Origin of the sequence: Streptococcus gwangjuense (assembly GCF_003627155.1) — a bacterium.
GTDB lineage: Bacteria > Bacillota > Bacilli > Lactobacillales > Streptococcaceae > Streptococcus > Streptococcus gwangjuensis.
In genome coordinates this window covers 824,469-842,771 of the sequence record NZ_CP032621.1, presented here as the reverse complement: position 1 = coordinate 842,771, position 18,303 = coordinate 824,469, and the positions used below count along the sequence as shown (strand labels likewise).

At 38.7% G+C, this 18,303-nt stretch carries 20 protein-coding genes and 1 pseudogene; 4 read left to right on the top strand and 17 right to left on the bottom strand.

Going from position 1 to position 18,303, the window contains the following annotated elements; translation table 11 throughout:
- Positions 1-20: 20 nt before the first annotated feature.
- The 10 genes from D7D53_RS04185 to pynA all read right to left on the bottom strand — a co-directional run bounded on the left by D7D53_RS04185 (position 21) and on the right by pynA (position 10,659).
- Positions 21-1,010 (bottom strand): lipoate--protein ligase, encoded by a 990-nt coding sequence (locus D7D53_RS04185; RefSeq protein WP_120770238.1) that lies wholly within the window; start codon positions 1,008-1,010, stop codon positions 21-23.
- A 59-nt stretch (positions 1,011-1,069) separates the two neighbouring features.
- On the bottom strand, positions 1,070-2,773 hold the full coding sequence (gene lpdA / locus D7D53_RS04180) for a dihydrolipoyl dehydrogenase (protein WP_120770237.1): 1,704 nt from the start codon (positions 2,771-2,773) through the stop codon (positions 1,070-1,072).
- Positions 2,774-2,818: 45 nt separating this feature from the next.
- Complete coding sequence (locus D7D53_RS04175) at positions 2,819-3,862, bottom strand: dihydrolipoamide acetyltransferase (RefSeq protein WP_120770236.1); 1,044 nt, start codon at positions 3,860-3,862, stop codon at positions 2,819-2,821.
- A gap of 102 nt (positions 3,863-3,964) precedes the next feature.
- Complete coding sequence (locus D7D53_RS04170; RefSeq protein WP_000448714.1) at positions 3,965-4,957, bottom strand: alpha-ketoacid dehydrogenase subunit beta; 993 nt, start codon at positions 4,955-4,957, stop codon at positions 3,965-3,967.
- A 15-nt stretch (positions 4,958-4,972) separates the two neighbouring features.
- On the bottom strand, positions 4,973-5,941 hold the full coding sequence (locus tag D7D53_RS04165; RefSeq protein WP_120770235.1) for a thiamine pyrophosphate-dependent dehydrogenase E1 component subunit alpha: 969 nt from the start codon (positions 5,939-5,941) through the stop codon (positions 4,973-4,975).
- Between the two features lie 153 nt (positions 5,942-6,094).
- The gene (pdrM, locus tag D7D53_RS04160; RefSeq protein WP_120770234.1) at positions 6,095-7,456 is read right to left on the bottom strand and encodes a sodium-coupled multidrug efflux MATE transporter PdrM; all 1,362 of its coding nucleotides are present in this window, start codon (positions 7,454-7,456) and stop codon (positions 6,095-6,097) included.
- Positions 7,457-7,496: 40 nt separating this feature from the next.
- The gene (locus tag D7D53_RS04155; protein ID WP_120770233.1) at positions 7,497-8,765 is read right to left on the bottom strand and encodes a dihydroorotase; all 1,269 of its coding nucleotides are present in this window, start codon (positions 8,763-8,765) and stop codon (positions 7,497-7,499) included.
- 12 nt (positions 8,766-8,777) lie between these two features.
- Positions 8,778-9,242 (bottom strand): NUDIX hydrolase, encoded by a 465-nt coding sequence (locus D7D53_RS04150; RefSeq protein WP_120770232.1) that lies wholly within the window; start codon positions 9,240-9,242, stop codon positions 8,778-8,780.
- 9 nt (positions 9,243-9,251) lie between these two features.
- The gene (locus tag D7D53_RS04145) at positions 9,252-9,905 is read right to left on the bottom strand and encodes a uracil-DNA glycosylase (protein ID WP_000401338.1); all 654 of its coding nucleotides are present in this window, start codon (positions 9,903-9,905) and stop codon (positions 9,252-9,254) included.
- 61 nt (positions 9,906-9,966) lie between these two features.
- Complete coding sequence (pynA, locus tag D7D53_RS04140) at positions 9,967-10,659, bottom strand: pyrimidine 5'-nucleotidase PynA (protein ID WP_120770231.1); 693 nt, start codon at positions 10,657-10,659, stop codon at positions 9,967-9,969.
- 157 nt (positions 10,660-10,816) lie between these two features.
- Here pynA and D7D53_RS10175 point away from each other — a divergent pair.
- Positions 10,817-11,015: pseudogene (locus D7D53_RS10175) on the top strand (DUF5960 family protein); the annotation flags it as partial.
- Between the two features lie 41 nt (positions 11,016-11,056).
- Here D7D53_RS10175 and D7D53_RS04130 read toward each other — a convergent pair.
- The 6 genes from D7D53_RS04130 to D7D53_RS04105 form a co-directional block, all read right to left on the bottom strand.
- On the bottom strand, positions 11,057-11,635 hold the full coding sequence (locus tag D7D53_RS04130) for a hypothetical protein (protein WP_120770230.1): 579 nt from the start codon (positions 11,633-11,635) through the stop codon (positions 11,057-11,059).
- 35 nt (positions 11,636-11,670) lie between these two features.
- Entirely contained in the window at positions 11,671-13,440 is a 1,770-nt protein-coding gene (locus D7D53_RS04125) for a DUF262 domain-containing protein (protein ID WP_120770229.1), read from the bottom strand.
- A 479-nt stretch (positions 13,441-13,919) separates the two neighbouring features.
- Positions 13,920-14,465 (bottom strand): ClbS/DfsB family four-helix bundle protein, encoded by a 546-nt coding sequence (locus tag D7D53_RS04120; RefSeq protein ID WP_120770228.1) that lies wholly within the window; start codon positions 14,463-14,465, stop codon positions 13,920-13,922.
- A gap of 57 nt (positions 14,466-14,522) precedes the next feature.
- Positions 14,523-15,017 (bottom strand): YkgJ family cysteine cluster protein, encoded by a 495-nt coding sequence (locus D7D53_RS04115; RefSeq protein WP_000031481.1) that lies wholly within the window; start codon positions 15,015-15,017, stop codon positions 14,523-14,525.
- A gap of 119 nt (positions 15,018-15,136) precedes the next feature.
- On the bottom strand, positions 15,137-15,433 hold the full coding sequence (locus tag D7D53_RS04110; RefSeq protein ID WP_120770227.1) for a hypothetical protein: 297 nt from the start codon (positions 15,431-15,433) through the stop codon (positions 15,137-15,139).
- A gap of 103 nt (positions 15,434-15,536) precedes the next feature.
- The gene (locus tag D7D53_RS04105) at positions 15,537-15,716 is read right to left on the bottom strand and encodes a hypothetical protein (RefSeq protein WP_120770226.1); all 180 of its coding nucleotides are present in this window, start codon (positions 15,714-15,716) and stop codon (positions 15,537-15,539) included.
- 64 nt (positions 15,717-15,780) lie between these two features.
- On the opposite strand from D7D53_RS04105, the gene D7D53_RS04100 reads away from it, so the two are divergent.
- Positions 15,781-16,020, top strand: coding sequence for a hypothetical protein (locus tag D7D53_RS04100; RefSeq protein WP_120770225.1), 240 nt, complete (start codon positions 15,781-15,783; stop codon positions 16,018-16,020).
- Between the two features lie 141 nt (positions 16,021-16,161).
- Here D7D53_RS04100 and D7D53_RS04095 read toward each other — a convergent pair whose 3' ends face one another.
- Entirely contained in the window at positions 16,162-16,353 is a 192-nt protein-coding gene (locus D7D53_RS04095) for an antirepressor (protein WP_049506360.1), read from the bottom strand.
- Between the two features lie 296 nt (positions 16,354-16,649).
- Between D7D53_RS04095 and D7D53_RS04090 the strand changes: the two genes are divergently transcribed.
- Positions 16,650-17,003: a helix-turn-helix domain-containing protein gene (locus D7D53_RS04090; RefSeq protein ID WP_120770224.1), complete on the top strand. Its 354-nt coding sequence runs from the start codon at positions 16,650-16,652 to the stop codon at positions 17,001-17,003.
- Position 17,004: 1 nt separating this feature from the next.
- Positions 17,005-18,099 (top strand): hypothetical protein, encoded by a 1,095-nt coding sequence (locus tag D7D53_RS04085; RefSeq protein ID WP_120770223.1) that lies wholly within the window; start codon positions 17,005-17,007, stop codon positions 18,097-18,099.
- The last annotated feature ends 204 nt before the right edge of the window (positions 18,100-18,303 follow it).

Sequence of the window (18,303 nt, the reverse complement as noted above, 5' to 3'; positions counted from 1 at the left end):
AGGACCAGCTTCTTTTTGATTTATCCAACTACTGCTTCAGCGATTTCTTCACGGCTGATACCAGCGAAGTAGCGTGTGATATCAATGGTTTCTAGCGCTTTGAGGACATCTTCGCGTTCGTATTTCACCCCACGAAGGACATCTTCTACTGCAGCAACGTCTTCGATACCAAAGAAGTCACCATAAATCTTGATATCTTGGATTTTTGATTCAATGACGTTGGCAAAGACTTCAACCTTACCACTGGTGAATTTTGTTCCACGACGGATGTTAAATTCAGGTGATTTACCGTAGTTCCAGTCCCAAGTACCAAACTTAGTATCCTTGATGCGATTGATTTCAGCCAATTCTTCCTCAGAAAAGACGTATTCTGTCATCTCTGGATACTCTTTTTTCATGTATTCCAAGAGTAAGTCACGGAATTCTTCGACTGTGATTTTTTCTGGTAATTCATTGATAATATTGGTGACACGAGCACGAACAGATTTCACCCCTTTTGATTCAAATTTATCCTTTGAAACCTTGAGGGCATTTGCGAGGACTGACAAATCAACGTCAAAGAGCAAGCAACCGTGGTGCATGATACGACCGTTGATATAGGCTTGGGCATTGCCACAGAATTTCTTGCCATCAATCTCAAGGTCATTACGGCCTGTAAATTCAGCTTTAACACCAAGTTGAGCCAAAGTATTGATAACTGGAGTTGAGAAGCTCTTGAAGTCAAAAGCTTTGTTTTCATCTTCTTTTGAAATGATCGTGTAGTTGAGGTTATTTAAATCGTGGTAAACAGCTCCACCACCACTGATACGGCGAACTACCTCAATTCCGTTTTCGCGAACATAATCACGGTTGATTTCTTCGATGGTATTCTGGTGACGACCAACAATGATAGATGGCTTGTTAATCCAAAGTAGGAAGATTTGATCCTCATCCAAAAGATGTTTAAAGGCATATTCTTCCAAGGCAATATTAAAGGCAGTGTCGTTTGAATGATTGATAATGTATTTCATGATATCCCTTTATACGATAGAGACTAGAAAGATATTTCCCAGTCTAGTCTATCTTTCTTTTATTTTTTCTTAGGTGAGTGGATGGCCATTCCTAAAACATCTGCAAATGCTTCGTACATCACTTCAGAGTAAGTTGGGTGTCCGTGGATAGTCTTCAGCATTTCTTCAACAGTGATTTCCATTTCGATAATGCTTGATGCTTCATTGATCAATTCTGCAGCTGCAGGGCCAATGATGTGAACACCAAGGATTTCTCCATATTTCTTATCTGCAATGACTTTTACAAAACCTTGAGCTGCATCAGATGCAATAGCACGACCGTTAGCAGCAAAGTTGAACTTACCGATGGCAACATCGTATTTCTCACGTGCTTGTTCTTCAGTCAAGCCTACTGCTGCTACTTCAGGAAGAGTGTAGATGGCTGCAGGAGTCAAGTTCAGTTTGGCAACAGCATGATTTCCTTTAAGGGCATTTTCAGCGGCAACTTCACCCATACGGAAGGCTGCGTGCGCCAACATCTTAGTACCATTAATATCACCTGGTGCGTAAATACCTGGAACAGAAGTTTCCATGTATTCGTTGACCTTGATACGTCCACGATCCAATTCAAACTCAACATCGCCAATACCTTCAAGATCTGGTACACGACCGATTGACAGAAGAGCTTTGCTTGCAATGATATCGTCTTTTCCTTCAACTTTAATACGAAGTTGACCATTTTCCTCGATGATTTCTTGCAGTTTAGTACCAGTCAAGATGGTCATTCCTTTACGTTCAAGGATCAAGCGAAGATTCTTAGACACTTCTGCATCCATAGCTGGCACGATACGGTCCATCATTTCGATAACAGTTACTTTTGAACCAAATGTCATGAAGGCCTGACCAAGTTCGATACCGACAACTCCACCACCGATGATAACAAGACTTTCTGGTACTTCATTCATTTCAAGAATGTCGTCACTAGTCATCACAAGTGAAGATTCCATACCAGGAACGTTGATTTTGCTGACTTTTGAACCACCAGCAAGGATGATTTTCTTGGTTTCAAGCAATTCAGAACCATTTACCAAGACATTCTTGTCCTTAGTGATCGTACCAATTCCTTTATGAACAGTAACTCCGTAGCTACGAAGAAGACCAGCAACTCCACCAACAAGAGTATTAACAACTTTAGATTTAGTTTCTAAAAGTTTGTCCATATCTACAGTGAAGTTTGGATTTTCAATGACGATACCACGGTTTGCAGCATGACCAATATTTTCAATAATTTCAGCGTTATGAAGGTAGGTCTTGGTTGGAATACATCCACGGTTTAAGCAGGTTCCACCAAGTTCAGATTTCTCAACAAGGGCAACCTTACCACCGAGTTGGGCAGCTTTAATGGCTGCAACATAACCAGCAGGACCTCCGCCAATCACGACGATATCAAAAGCATCATCGCTCTTACCATCATCGTTTGCATCACTTGCTACAGTTACAGGGCTAGCTTCTGGCGCTGCTGCTCCAGCTGTTGGGATGTTTTCCCCTTCTTCACCAAGGTAACCGATAACTTCCGTTACAGGGACAGTTTCACCATCTCCTTTGAGGATAGCGATCAAGTAACCGTCTTCTTCGGCTTCCAATTCCATGCTGACTTTATCAGTCATGATTTCCAAAAGGATTTCTCCTTCTTTTACAAATTCTCCGACTTTTTTATTCCATTGGACGATTTGTCCTTCTGTCATATCCACGCCGGCTTTTGGCATAATTACTTCTAAGGCCATGTCTTCCTTCCTTTATCTATATCTTAAAAATGAATACTCTTGTTCTTAAATCAACATTGAGATTGGATTTTCAATTAATTCTTTCAAGTCTTTCATAAACTTAGCACCAGCCATACCATCTACGACACGGTGGTCAATTGTTAAACCAAGACTCATGATTGGGCGAATGACAATCTCACCATTGACGACAACTGGCTTCTCGATTGTCGAACTGACACCAAGGATAGCTGAGTTTGGTTGGTTGATGATAGGACCAAAGGACTGAACGCCAAACATTCCCAAGTTACTGATTGTGAATGTTGAATTTTGCAGTTCACTTGGAGCCAATTTGCCATCCAAGGTACGGCCAATAACATCTTTGAAGGCTACAACCAGTTCTGAAAGACTCATCTTCTCAGCATTGTAAACAACAGGTGTCATTAATCCATTATCCATCCCAACTGCCATCGCAAGGTTGATATAGTTGTGAGTGATAATGGTCTTGCCATCTTCTGTCAATGAAGCGTTGATGTATGGGTGTTTCATAAGAGTCTTAACAACTGCAAGTGAAAGAAGGTCTGTTACAGTAGTCTTCTTTCCAGTTGCTTCCATGATTAGCTCAAGAACCTTCTTACGAAGAGCCAACATTTCAGTCATATCAACTTCATAGTTGAGAGTGAAGGTTGGCGCAGTCAAGTAAGATTCAACCATACGTTGGGCAATAACCTTACGCATTGGTGTCATTGGAATACGTTCAATTTCACCGTATGGTGTTACGTTATCAGGAACTTCTTCCACTTTTTCAATCTGAGCAGGAGACTTGATGGTGTTGTTTTCAATATTTTCAGGAAGCAAGGCCAAAACATCCTTCTTCATGATTTTACCACGATGACCGGTTCCTTGGATCTCCTGCCAAGCAATGTTATGTTCGAGGGCAATTCGTTTTGCAAGTGGCGAAATGCGAACCACGTTTGTGTCTTTATAAGTTTCCACGTCTTCTTTGTGGACACGACCGTTTGCACCTGAGCCAGAAACGTCGTAGAGGTTGATCCCTAAATCATCCGCTAATTTTCTAGCTGCAGGAGTCGCTCTTAGCTTGTCATCAGCCATGACCTCTCCAATTCTATTTATGATATTAAGCGCGCAGAGAACTCTGCACCTAAAAGATACAAAGTTTCTCGTCCGCTTTTTTTACATAATTTATATTATGTATTATTCTTTGTTATAAGTTTTTCGGATTGCATCCTTAATGCTCTCAACTGTTGGTATCATTGCATTTTCTAGGTTTTGTGCATAAGGCATTGGCACATCTTCTCCTGCACAACGGCGGATTGGTGCATCTAGATAGTCAAATGCTTCCGATTCTGAAATAATTGCTGAAATCTCTCCGATATAGCCACTTGTTTTATGGGCATCGTTAACCAGAACAACCTTACCAGTCTTCTTAACTGAGTTAATGATGATATCCTTATCAAGTGGAACAAGGGTGCGTGGGTCAACAATCTCAACAGAAATTCCTTCTTCTGCTAATTCTTCAGCAGCTTGAACCACACGACGAAGCATTTTTCCATAAGTAACAACTGTTACATCCGTTCCTTCGCGTTTAATTTCGCCAACTCCAAGTGGAATCGTGTAGTCTGGATCAACTGGTACTTCCCCTTTTTGGTTAAATTCTGACTTGTACTCAAGAATGATAACAGGGTTGTTATCACGGATAGAAGACTTAAGCAGTCCTTTCATGTCCGCAGGTGTACCTGGTGCTACAACCTTAAGTCCTGGAATGTGAGTAAACCAAGACTCTAGTGATTGCGAGTGCTGGGCTGCAGAACCAACTCCGTTACCTGCTGCACAACGGACAGTCATTGGAACCTGACCTTTCCCACCAAACATGTAACGTGTTTTAGCTGCTTGGTTGACGATATTGTCCATGGCAATGACCGAGAAGTCCATAAAGGTCATATCAACGATGGGACGAAGGCCTGTCATGGCTGCTCCGGCTGCTGCTCCAGAGATGGCAGCTTCAGAAATCGGACAGTCACGGACACGTTCTGGACCGAATTCTTCAAGCATTCCAACAGAAGTTCCGAAGTCTCCTCCGAAGACACCGACGTCTTCTCCCATCAAGAACACATTTTCATCGCGACGCATTTCCTCAGACATAGCAAGGATAATGGTGTCACGGAAGGACATTGTTTTTGTTTCCATTTTATCTCTTTCTCCTTAGTCTGCGTAAATATCTTCAAATGCTGATTCAAGCGGTGGGAATGGACTTTCTTCTGCAAATTTAACAGAAGCTTCTACTGCTTCCTTGACTTGCGCTTGGATTTCTTCCAATTCTACGGCACTTGCAATAGTATTTTCAATGAGGTACTTGCGAAGGTTTTCGATCGGGTCTTTTTGTTTCCACAATTCCACTTCTTCACGCGTACGATATTTACCAGGGTCAGATGATGAGTGACCAAGCCAGCGATAAGTTACACTTTCAATCAAGACTGGACCATTGCCACTGCGAACATGATCTACAGCTTTCTTAAATCCTTCATAGACGTCGATGACATTGTTACCGTCTTCGATGAACATTCCAGGAATTCCATAAGCGGCGCTACGTTGATGGATATGTTCGACATTGGTCATTTTCTTGATATCCGCAGAGATACCGTAACCGTTGTTAATGCAATAGAAAATGACTGGCAGGTTCCAGATAGAAGCCATGTTCACTGCTTCGTGGAAAACACCTTCATTGGTCGCACCATCTCCAAAGAAGCAGACAACGATTTTTCCGGTATGTTGCATTTGCTGACTGAGGGCTGCACCAACAGCGATTCCCATACCACCACCTACGATACCATTGGCACCAAGGTTACCAGCATCAAGGTCAGCGATATGCATAGAACCACCTTTACCTTTACAGGTTCCAGTATATTTACCGAGGATTTCAGCCATCATTCCGTTTAGGTCAATTCCTTTGGCAATAGCTTGTCCATGACCACGGTGGTTTGAGGTAATCAGATCATCTGGATTGAGAGCCAACATAGCACCCACGTTAGCTGCCTCTTCTCCAACAGAAAAGTGCGTCATTCCTGGCACTTTCCCTTTCTTTACTAATTGCGCAATTTTTAAGTCCATACGACGGATTTCTTCCATCTTTCGGAACATCTCTAGCAAAAGATTTTTATCTAAAGTTGACATCTTCTTGCCTTTCTAACTTTCTTCTTACCTTACTATTTTACCGTTTTTGACAAATACTGTCAAAGTTTTTCTAAAAGAAATTTCACAAAATAAAAAAGAAAACCCCATAGGAATAAGGGATTTCCTTATTAAGAATATTTTTTCACAAACTTTTTATCGTTTAGATTTTGCTAAAGATTCAAATCTCTTCATAATCACAGTTAAACGCCAACGGTATAGCGCCCCACTCACGATTAGACTAATAATCAAACCGATCCAGTAAGAATAAGCTCCAAAATCTGTTAGGAAATCAAAGACCATAGCTACTGGGATTGCTACTCCCCAATAACCAACCAAACCAAGGTAAAAAGGAATCACTGTATCCTTATAACCTCGTAAAATTCCCTGAAGCGGTGCTGCAAAGGTATCTGCTAACTGGAAGAAGAGGCTATAAGTCAAAAAACGCGCTGTCAAATCGATAAATTCTGAGTCGTTACCATAAAGACTGGCCACATTTCCCCTAAAAATGTAAAGGAAAGATAAGGTGAAGGCCGCAAAAATGAGGGCAGTCCATCTTCCTAGACCAATATAGGTTTTCGCATCATCAAACCGCTTGGCTCCAACTTCATAGGAAACGACAATAGCCATAGCCGATGAGATACTCATAGGGAAAGCATACATGAGAGATGAAAAATTCATAGCTGACTGGTGACTAGCGATAATCAAGGACGAAAACTTAGCCATAATCAAACCAACCACGGAGAAAATAGCCACTTCTGCGAAGACAGTTCCCCCAATAGGCAGACCTAAGCGAACCCCTTCCTTAATTTTATCCATATTAAGCGGAATTCGTTTCTCAAGATGTAGGGCTTTGAGCTTCTCCTGTTTAAATAAAACCAGAACAGAAATCCCCAGCAAGACCCAGTAGGCCAAGGATGTTCCTAAACCTGAACCAGCACCTCCCAGTTCTGGAACACCAAAGGCTCCGAAAATCAAGAGATAGTTAAATCCACTATTGAGAGGAAGTAACAAAAGCATGAGGTACATGGAAAGTTTGGTCAAGCCCAGCGAATCCAGCAAAGAGCGAATGACACTAAAGAGCAACAAGGGGATAATTCCGATAGATAAAAACCAAAGATAGCGAACCGCTACTGCCGCCACTGGTGCTTCTAGTCCAATATGATTCAAGATTGGTGGTGCCAAGAAAAGTACCATCCCCAGTAAGATAACGGATAGACCCAGGGCCAAATAGATGAATTGGTAAAAATCAGATGCAACTTCTTCCTTTTTTCCTCGACCAAGATGGTGACCAATGATGGGCACCAAAGCTGAAACAATCCCTGTTAGGAAAGTAAAGAAAGGATTCCAGATACTGGTTGCCATAGACACACCAGCCAAGTCCATGGTATTGTATTGACCTGTCATAGTCGTATCAACAAAGGAGGCAGAATAATTGGCAAATTGATAAATCAGGATAGGGAAAAATATCTTTAAAAATAAGATAAATTTGTCTTTAAAATGATGGGTTTGGTACATATAGGCTCTCTATTCTTTTGGTTTAAGAGCAGACTCCCACCTAGTTTTGATAGACAATTTGTCCCTTACAGATGGTATATTTAACCTGCCCTTTTAAAGTTTCACCGATGAATGGTGAATTAGCTGCTTTTGAAGCAAAATGGGAGTCCACAAGGCGGTCAGCCTTAGCATCAAAAATAGTGATGTCCGCTGGACCATTCTCAGCCAAGTAACCTGCTTCAAAGTTGTAAAGCTTGGATGGGTTGTATGTCATTTTTTCAAGTAATTCCATCAAGCTTAACTCACCAGCTTCCACCAAATAAGTTAAACCGAGAGAAAGAGATGTTTCTAAGCCAGTCATACCAGATGGCGCTTTGGTAATATCTTCGACATTTTTTTCATCCGCATGGTGAGGCGCATGGTCAGTCGCGATAACTGTGATGACGCCAGATTTAAGACCTTCGATAACAGCACGACGGTCTGATTCCAAACGAAGTGGCGGATTCATCTTAGCATTGCTTCCTTGTGTCAAAAGGAGCGCTTCTGTCTTAGAGAAATGCTGTGGCGCTACTTCTGCTGTTACTTGCGCACCTAGCCCCTGAGCAAACTCCACTACTTTAACACTTTCTTCCTTAGACAAATGTTGAATATGAACATGGGCCTTGGTTGCATAGGCAATCATGACATCACGCGCCATCATAGCATACTCAGCTACCCCAGTCGCACCACAGATATGGAAATGTTCTTTAGCAATATTTTCGTTAAACCCAAGAATCCCATTCAAACCTGGATCTTCCTCATGAAGACTAATAAAGGTATTAAGCTTTTTAGATTCCTCCATGGCTTCCTTGACAACTTTACTGCTTTCAAGTGGAATACCGTCATCAGAGAAACCAACCGCACCAGCTGCTAAGAGTGCCTTGAAGTCAGTCAAGTCTTGGCCATTAAAGTTCTTAGTAATGGTCGCAACCGTCTTAACATTAATCTTCTCTTTGGCAGCTGACTGGAGAACTTCTTGCAAAGTCTCCACGTCTGAAATGGTTGGACTAGTATTAGCCATCATGACAACCGTGGTAAAACCACCTGCAGCGGCTGCTAGGGCACCAGTATGGATGTCTTCCTTGTGGGTCTGACCAGGTTCACGAAAATGAACATGGATATCAACCAAGCCAGGAGCAACTACAAGACCTGTGGTATCCAGGATTTCTGCGCCTTCTTCTTTAATTTCAGGCGCAATTTTGATAATCTTTCCATCTTCAACCAAGACATCACACACTTGATCCAAACCAGACTTGGGATCCATTACACGACCATTTTTGATTAGTAGCATCTGCTTTCTCCTTTATTCATAGAAATCAACTTGGGTATCCAACAATTTATCCCCATCATAAACAAACTTGGCTGAAAAGAAGGGTTTATCCTCTAAAAGCCATTCAACAAAGGTGTGGTCACCTTCCCAAGTTGGCTTGCTGAGAACTTCATCATAGGGAACCCATTCTAAGGTTCCCTCGTTGCAGTCAATCAAGTCCCCCTCGAACTCCGTCACTTTAAAAACATAGGTGTACCAGTCTAAATCTGGCGTAAATTCAGGAAAAGTGATAACACCTTTTAGAACTGGCTTGGCTTTGAGTCCTGTTTCTTCGAAGATTTCACGCGCTGCGCATTCCTGAGGCGTCTCACCACGCTCTAGTTTGCCACCCACACCAATCCATTTCCCTTCATGGACATCATTGGGCTTCTTATTACGGTGGAGCATGAGCAGTTCTTTCCCGTTATCAATGTAGCAAATCGTCGCTAACTGAGGCATATTTTCTCCTTATCTAAGCCAATCGATTGGCTCTTGTCCTGTTTCTTTTAAGAATGCATTGGCCTTGGAAAAAGGCTTGGAACCCCAAAATCCTCTATAAACTGACAAAGGACTGGGATGGGCTGATTCGATAATCAAGTGATGAGGATTGGTAACTAAGGCCTTCTTCTTGCGTGCATAAGCTCCCCAGAGTACAAAAACGACTTGTCTATCTAGATGATTGACCACCTGAATCACAGCATCCGTAAAAGGCTCCCATATCTGCCCAGCATGACCATTAGCCCGTCCAGCCGGAACTGTCAAACAAGCATTAAGAAGTAAGACTCCTTGCTCAGCCCAAGCTGTCAAATCATGAGATTTCTTAACCCCGATATCATCTGACAATTCTTTCAAGATATTTTGCAAGGATGGTGGAGCTGGGATAGAGTCCGGTACAGAAAAACTCAAGCCCTGCGCTTGACCTGGCCCGTGATAGGGATCTTGCCCTAGAATCACCACCTTAACTTCTTCAAGCGGTGTTGTCAAGAGAGCCTGAAAAACCTTTTCCTTGGGTGGATAAATAGTCCCCTGAGCATAGACCTGATTCATAAACTGATTGATTTTCCCGAAATAACCCTCAGGTAATTGCTCCTTAATCAAAGCATGCCAAGACGAATGTTCCATAGCCGACTCCTTCGTTTTTACTGCCTCTATTATAGCAAAAAGTGGCTGTCTAAACCACTTTTTACAGTTTATCTAAGCAATCCAGCAAGTCTTGATAAGAATGGACTTCGTAAGTCGGCTGGGCTTGTGTGTGATTTTCAACGCGATGAGGATTGTACCAAATCGTGTCAATCCCAGCATTATTACCACCTTGGATGTCTGCGGTTAGAGAATCTCCAATCATCAGCGTCTTTTCTTTGCTAAAGCCTTCAATCTGATGACCAATTTTTTCATAGAATAGTGCATCAGGCTTTTGTGTTTGCAGCTGTTCAGAGATAAAAACTTGATTGAAATAAGGTTCCAGACCCGATTGAGCCAAACGTCCCGTCTGAATGGCAGTAATTCCATTTGTCGCAGCATACAGCTCATAATCACGCTCAATGAGACTGTCCAAAAGCTCATGAGCGCCCGAAAGAGTTTGTCCCTGCTGGGCTAAGTAAAACTGGTAACGTTGGGCAAGTAAACTACCGTCTTTTTCCTGTCCAAAATGACCAAATAAACGAGAAAAGCGCGTGTTAACCAGCTCTTGTTTACTGATTTTCTTCAGCTCCAAGTCCTTCCAGAGAGCCTTGTTCATAGGAACGTAATAGTCTTTATAAACCTGAATATCTGCAACTCCTTCTTCTCTTAGAAGTTGCGTCAAAGCCACATCCTCAGCAGCATCAAAATCAAGAAGAGTGTGGTCGAGGTCGAAGAGTAGAAATTTGTAGGACAATTTAAGAGTTTTCCTTTCTATGGGATGCAAAATTTGATATTTTTGTTTAAATATGTTTACATTATACCATAAAAATAGAACTCCCCTCTCTAGTTAAATACTATCATATTAGAACCAAAGGTAAATCATAATGCAGTTTGAACTTCATAGAAATGAATTTCAAACGGACGACATCATGCTTACCATGGCTAAATCTATGAAGAACTACTTCAAATTAAATAAAGAAAATGCCAACCAAAGATCATCGTGATCACTACTTCATTTTCAATGTAAAAACTTTAAAAGAGAATAAACTTACTAGGAAGTACAGCTATCAAAAAACTGTAACGAATATAAATCAAGGAGCAAAAAACTGATTTGCTCCTTTTGTATATCCGGAAATTTAATCCTCGCCTCCTTAAACAGCATCAGAACGATATATTGTTTTTTGTAGATTTAGATAATCCATCAAGTTAATAACTTTATTATTTTCTGCCACTTCTGAAATAGTATCAGTCTCAAATCCATTTGCTTGAGCAAATAGAATTGTATAATCATATACAAGATCAAACAACTCATCTATTTCAGAGTCTAGTTTTAAAGAAAGTAGTCCTTTTTGATTATCTTGTAAAAATTTTAAGAAATTATCAACCTCTTCTTCACTTACTTCTCCTTTTTGGGCTAATTGAATGAAATGAACTAGCTTTTCTATAAGTTTCTTTACAGTCTTCTTATATCTATTTGAAATAAATGCATAATAACCAACACCACCAACAGCTAGAACAGTTGCACCAATAGCTGTTACTAGCACATATTTATTTTTTGCAAGGCCTTTAACGACCTGTTGAGCTGGTTCTCCTGCCTTTACTTCTTTTAGATGCTTTACTATATGGCCAGATGAATTTCTGATTATTGAACCATAACGTTTATAAATTCCTGAGTCTAATCCTTTCTGAATATTTAATGGAATTTCTATTGTAACTTGATTTAATGACATAATTATAACTTACCTCTTAATTCTATCGTTCTAGTTTACTCAAAAATAAAATTAGCAATTCGTTTAGCAGCTTTTTCTGTTGCCAGTTCAATGTCAGTTTTAGTCCAGGTGTCATTTACATAATTAACAAGAGATTTAGCTATTGGAAACTTACTACCTATATAGCCATGACCACTTGTGATTGTATTCTCTCTTTTTGTTCTAAACCAAGCATCTCCAATTCCACGATTAATTTCGGATTCAAGGAGAATTTTATTCCCCAATTTTTCAGCATAATCTCGGAATTCTTCTTGACTTTCTAGTCCAGCATCTGACATAATATTTTCTCTATTCAAACCACTTTGCGGCATAATATGTTCAATATCAATATTCCCTTCTAAATTAAAGTCAGTACCTTTTTCCAGTGCAAATAAGAATTCATTTACATAAAGAATAGAATTTGAAACACCACTTTCAGTCAAAGTTTGTTTAACATCTTCATAAACAAAATTGTCATGAATATGCTTCTTTATTTTTGAAATAAGTTCGTCGATTGAAATTGAATCAACTTGACTGTACATCAAATTAATTTCTTCTAGAAAGCCTTTAAAAAGTTTATGGCTATATGAAAGTTCAGATAATTCAATCAAAACTCCAAGTTTAAGTAAGTATTCTAAAAATGTGTTGTCTTGTCTGAAAAATAAATAACTACTAACAAAAGGTCGTAAATTACCGTTTAATTTGTTTATCAATTGACCATTGATAGTATCAGATACTCGTTCAAAATTATTTAAGATTGTATTTAGTTCAGCAGTAAACAGAACATCTTCATTCAATAGATGTTTATTTTTTGAGAAAAAGGCTCTTATACCAGGATTTCTTCGATCAGCACTGTTTTGTTCTGAAAGTTTTACGAAAATATAGTGAGTAATTAACGCATTTAAGTCTAATCTAGATGAATCTGTACGTTGTACAATCTCTTGCCAATTTTTTTCGAAGTTTTTCCTATCTGATGCGTTTGCGGTGGTCTTAGATACAATTACTTCAATTGGGGTCAATGGAACACCAGTCCCATTTAAAGAATTGAAAATATTTATTGCCTGGTCAGTATTATAACTTGTAATAGTAATCACTTGGCAATTATCAATAAAGTGGTTAGCAAAATTGATAAGAGTAAAAACATTCAATTCGTTACACATATTGTAAAAATATCTAAAGTTTTTATAGAAGTTAGTATAGCGGTTGTCTTTCTGGCGACGATAGATTTGGTGAACTCTATCTTTAATAGATATAAAATCTTTACCTAGCAAGATAGTAGTCATCTCACTAGCATATTTTTCTGAAATCGAATGATTTAGATACTTTATTCTATCATCGCTAGGATAATACAGTCCATCAACGAAATCATCTTTTTCGTCATCTGAAACATTGAAAAGCATTGTTACAATCTGCTCTTTAAGACCATTAAGGCGTTTGACTAATCTGCGTGCATCAGTATCTAGAGTCGGTTGAAGTGCAAGCTCCTTATCGATCTTCAATAGGATTGCCTTAAGAAGCAACATAAATGTCGTTGTTCTTTGTTGACCATCAATCAAGGTTACTTCATGATCTTCTCCAGATTCTTGAGCGATGAGAACTGCCCCAAAGAAATAATTGTCTTGGGAAGTATCATCGAAATTTTCCATATGAAGATTAATATCTTCAATGAGTTGTTCACATTGTGGTACTTGCCAAGCATAAGGTCTCTGATAGGTAGGAATATAAAATTCTGATTTTTCAAAATAAGATTTTACTGTTTGTAAGGCTGGTTGAATATCGTTTCTCATTTAGATTCTCCAATAATATTTTCTAATGATATTATACCACGAAAACGCTAACAATTAAACACTAACTATATCCGAACTATCTAACGATTTAATCCCCTTTTAACGATTACATCTTTGGAATGTTAACAAGTTATACCATTATAATTTGAGAGCTTTGCTTTCTAAAAATTCACTAAGAACATTGTAGCCATAAAGCTCCTCACACAATTAACTAATTTAATAACTTGAAAAAATTCGTACTCTAGCCTATACAATTCAACACAAAACTTTCATAATAGACCAATCCTAACCATAGAATCCTCTATTTTCCTAAATATCTATGCAATTCTAGACCTAGAATTCCTACAAACTAAATTCTTTTGCACTCTTCTAAGTCATGGATTGTCTTAAATTTTTATTTTTGAAGGATTCTAAAGCTAGAATTGCACTAAAAAAACGAAAACTAAGGTATTCTAAACCTAGAAGAACACATCCACACCTCAACTACGACACTTACAATTCTTCCGATGTGCTTTGAGTTTTTTGCTAGCCCATTCATAATGACTAGAAGTGCTACTAACAAAGTAGGAACCTAGACTTGTACCTCCCGTCCACTTATAGACACCTTTGGTAAAGAGTTCGTCATTGCTGAAGCCTTCCATCAACTCTAAAACCTCTCTATGTGATTGCGCCAAGAGTCTAGTTGCTTCTTCTAATGTCGTTTTCTGGTGCTTCTTCCAAAAAGCGTCATTCATTTGTCCATAAGTTTTCCAATTATAAGGCTCAGGGAGAAAAGTCCTTTCCTGACCTTCTTGATTAGAATGTACCCAAGTCAAAAGTAACTGCTGCCATTCATAAAGATGAATCAAGACATCCCGTAGATTCTTATCCCTTTTCCAGTGAGCTTCTTTTTTCTTTGGGTCTCTTGAAAAATCAAATGGAGTCTGTAGCTCATCTTCACTTAGTTGGGAGATGAAACGATTGAGCTTTTCATAGTTTTCCTTAGAGGCCAGCATTAGCTCCTCTTTTGTTTTCGATCTAGGCACAGGAGTTCTCCCTTCATATTGTTAGTTATTATTAGAAATTTTTTATCCTTTAAATTTCTATAACTTATCCTTTAATTTCTCAACAAAGAGATAGGCTGCTGGACAGGTTAAAGTATTCTTAATCGTCAAATGGTTGATTTGATGGATTTTTTTCCTGTCTGTATGAGGAAATTCACGACAGGCCTTTGGACGAACGTCATAGATGGAACAGAGATTATCTCCTCCTAGAAAGGGACAAGGCATGGATTTAAAAACCTTATCACCATCTTCATCTACCTGCAGAAACTCCGCTTCAAAAGCAGGTAATTTCATCTTAAAATACTTGGCGATTCGTGTAATATCCGCTTCTTTAAAGTCAGGTCCCAAAGTCTTACAACAGTTGGCACAGGCGGTACAATCAATCTCCTCAAAGACTTCTTGGTGTATCTGCTGGGCTATCTTATCTAAATTTTTTGGTGGCTTTTTCTTTAAATTGGCTAAAACTTTACGGTGTTCCTTCTGCTTTTGTAAGGCTAGCTGGTGGTAGTACTCAATATCAATTTCTTTAGACATAATTTCTTTCTAATTCACGTATTTTTGTCTATTATACCATAAACACTGCCCCCTTTTTGCCCCCTGAACAGAAAAAAAGCCCTTCGGATAAAATCCGAGGGGCTAGAAACGTTGTTAAATCAACGGCCGAACTTTTGAATTTCAAGGTTCGGGATAAAATAGTTCACTGATTCTATATCGCTTTCAGATTGTAATTTCTGAATTTCAGCAATCACTGTCGCATCGATTTCAATAACATCTGGAATTGCTGTGATAGTGATTTTTGGTTTCTTATCCGCAGGCATTTCTAGTTTAAAATCAATTACCCCTCGGCCAAGCTCCCAATCATTGATTTTTACTGAATATCCTGAAGAATTAAGAGATTGATCCTCAGTAGGTTCTTGTTTGGGCTTAATACTTAGTTTTAATTGCTTCATGTTTGCTCCTTTCTCCATTTTGTTATATAAACCACTATATTTTTGATAGGTTTAATGAATGTTTATTGATTGCTAACAAACATATCAATGACAAACTCCACCTTCAATCTTCTGCGAACTGCTCGCAGAGTTCATCTATTTCCTTCCGTTGCTCTTTTGTAAACGGAGCGGTATTATTTGTCCAAGTTATCTGCTTGCCTTCTTCACGCTTTATTCTACCTGCTCTAACAAGCAGGTTTTTAAATACCTCGTAAGGCATGTGAACTCTGATATCTTCTTCCATCCGCCCTCCTTTCTGTTTCTAATCTCCATTTCTGCTATAATAAAAGCAGAAAGGAGTTAACCTTATGACTTTTAAAGAATATTTGACAATAGCAAGCAAACGCAACATCTACGATGATGGTAAAGATTTTGATTTTGAAACCATCTTTGCTAGAGAAATATTACGTTATGCACACGATTCCGAACTGGAAACCAAAACAGGTTTCTTTCGTCATCTTGAAATCATGGATGCCGAAGCTTGGTTTATCGAACTTGCTCACTCAGTCTATCAAGATTTTGAGAAATCAATTTCAGATTCTCACTAATCGAGCGTGACTTTTTTTGATACGGCAATCTCAGAAATTTACCACCAGAGCTGACTACCTTAATGATTTTTTCAAGGTGGTCTTTTCTTTTTCAAGAGCATCAATAAATTCTTTCATCCTTCCTCCTACTCAATCCAATTTTTACCGAATTTTAAAATCTTCAATCACACGAGCGATGAACTGATTCGCTTGTGGATTTTTTAGCTTTCCATTCAGGATATTCGTCACATCCTGACGAGTCATGCTATACTGTACCGCTAGCGTCGCCATCGTCAAGTTGTGTTCTTTTAGATAATCCCTGATTTTTTGACGTCCACCATCCATATTTGGCATCTGCCTCCCTCCTTTCTTCAAAAGTAAGAAAAAAAGTTAGAAATTTTATAAAATGCTTGACAACTTTTACACCATAGTGTAAAATGAGGGCATAATTAAAAACCTTGATAAAACCATGTATCTATCAACTTTCTTGCTCGCCAAAGCTATTTATTTTTAGATAAGTTTTAACTTCGTTTTTTACTAACTCATTAACTTACAAAAACTATTTTACTCTTTAGTATTATTCCTGTCAATAGAAATAATACTTTTTTATAAAATATTTTTTGTCATGTCTTAGAAAAGGTAATATGACAATGTTTTCCACACTTGAAAAGATTAAGGAACTTGCCCAAAAACAAGGAATAAGTCTTCAAAAAGTTGCTGAAGATTTAGGCTATAGTATAAATTACCTCTATACTTTAAAAGAAAAGACTCCTAAATCTGACCGCCTACAAGAAATCGCCGACTACTTCAACGTATCCACCGACTACCTGCTCGGTCGTACAGATAATCCAACTATTGCAAAGGATGATACAATCGCAGGATACACGTCTGACGACCTCCGAAAGATGGCAGAGAATGCCAAGACCTTCGATGGCAAGCCGCTTACAGAGGAAGACATCGATGCCATCCAGAACATCATTGAGATTTATTTGAGAGGTAGATAGTATGACGATTACCGAACAAGATGCCTTGCTCTTCAATACCCTTTTTGAAAACATATATCATCAACTCCCGTCTGTTGATAGTTCTAAAGATTATTGGTTTGTAAGGGCTCAAAAAGGGCAATTCTATAAAAGTTTTCAAACTGGTGGCTATATCGCCATTGGATGGAACTATATAACATTAGATGACCTTAAAAATCTTGACGAAGATGCAATCAAAGGAAAAATCAAGGAGTTCGACAATAGGATAGAAAAGCCTGGCTCTGCCTACAATCAAATGATGAAGTTTGCGTATAGTCTTAATATCGGAGACATTGTCATTGTTCCGTCAGAATCTCCTAACGATTTTCTTGTAGGTGAAATAACGAGTAGACCCTATACAGAGAGCGAAAGCAACATAGAGTCCGCATCTAACGTTTGCCCATTTAACAAGAGAATGAACGTGCACTGGTTTGGAGTTATACCAAATAGAGATATTGACTCACAGCTTTATAAATTAGTCTATTCAGGTCATACCATCACTGATGCAAATGCCTACAAGAAGTTCATCAACCGAGGTCTATACGATGCCTACATTGATCATGACCACATGAGCATTACTTTTAAAGTACAAGAAGAAAACAATATAGATGCCTTCGAATACTCAACATTTTTGCACACAGTCCTACAAATGGTTAATGTTATAAAAGAATCTGATGAATTACAAGATGAGAAAGTCGTTCTAAGAACCAACGTCCAATCGAAAGGACCGATTGAACTACTTGGACATCCTGAAATACTAGTCCCGGTTCTAGTATTTATCATTATTTTAACCGGAGGAATTGCTTTTCGCAATTTAATTAAACGCAATGGTGCAAACTTTGAAGTCGATTCTAAGCTTGGAAAATTTAAAGCTCAGTTAAATAGCGATGGGGATGAAGCAATCAAAAAAGCCCAGGCAAATAAAATAAATGCCGAGGCTATTGCATTATTAATAGATAAAGGGATGAGTCCTCAGTTTAAAGGCGCTACATCTCAACTAGATATTAAAGCTCCAGAAGTAGCAACTAAGATTCTTCAAAATGAACTATCCGAATCTCCAGAAAAAGTCGAAGAATAATTTCAGAAATAACAAAACTGAGTAAAACGATAATTGGAAGTGTTAGGATTTGTCTTAGAAAAAAGTAACAAATCAAAAAAACAAATGCTGAAACTTGAAACAGTACAGCTAAATGTGCATAGAGTTTCAACTTCATTTTTATCACTTCCTTTCAATTCTATTTTACTCTAGTTCATGAGATAAAACAACTAATTTAAAAAAATA